Here is a 323-nt window from a genome sequence, read left to right as displayed (position 1 = left end):
CGTCCCCGGGTTGCTCGGCCGACAGGTGCAGGGTGATCCGTTCCTTCAACTCGTCCAGGCTCGACAGAACCTCCAGGGGGCGGTTGTCCGCCCGGGCCTGCAGGGCGGCCTCCTGAGCCGCGCTCGGCCGGTGGTTGTTGTGGACGAGGACCGGAACGGTGGCCAGGGCGGTGTCACCGTCCACGGCCTCGAGCAGCCGCGGGCCCTCGCCGTCGGGCAGATCCATGCTGAGGACGACGCAGTGGCACGGCCCGGCGGCCAGGGCGGAGGCCGCCTCCTGGGCGTCCATGGCGGTGACGATCTCCACGGCGTCATGCTGATCC

The 323-nt window shown here is 72.1% G+C and carries 1 protein-coding gene; it reads right to left on the bottom strand.

Annotation, left to right across the window (positions count from 1 at the left end; translation table 11 throughout):
- Positions 1-323 (bottom strand): response regulator (locus tag IF47_RS28455; RefSeq protein ID WP_037733452.1); only part of this gene is annotated, 323 nt, incomplete at both ends.

The organism is Streptomyces megasporus, from assembly GCF_000718985.1.
GTDB classification, from domain to species: domain Bacteria; phylum Actinomycetota; class Actinomycetes; order Streptomycetales; family Streptomycetaceae; genus Streptomyces; species Streptomyces megasporus.
This window is presented reverse-complemented; position numbering and strand designations above follow the sequence as displayed.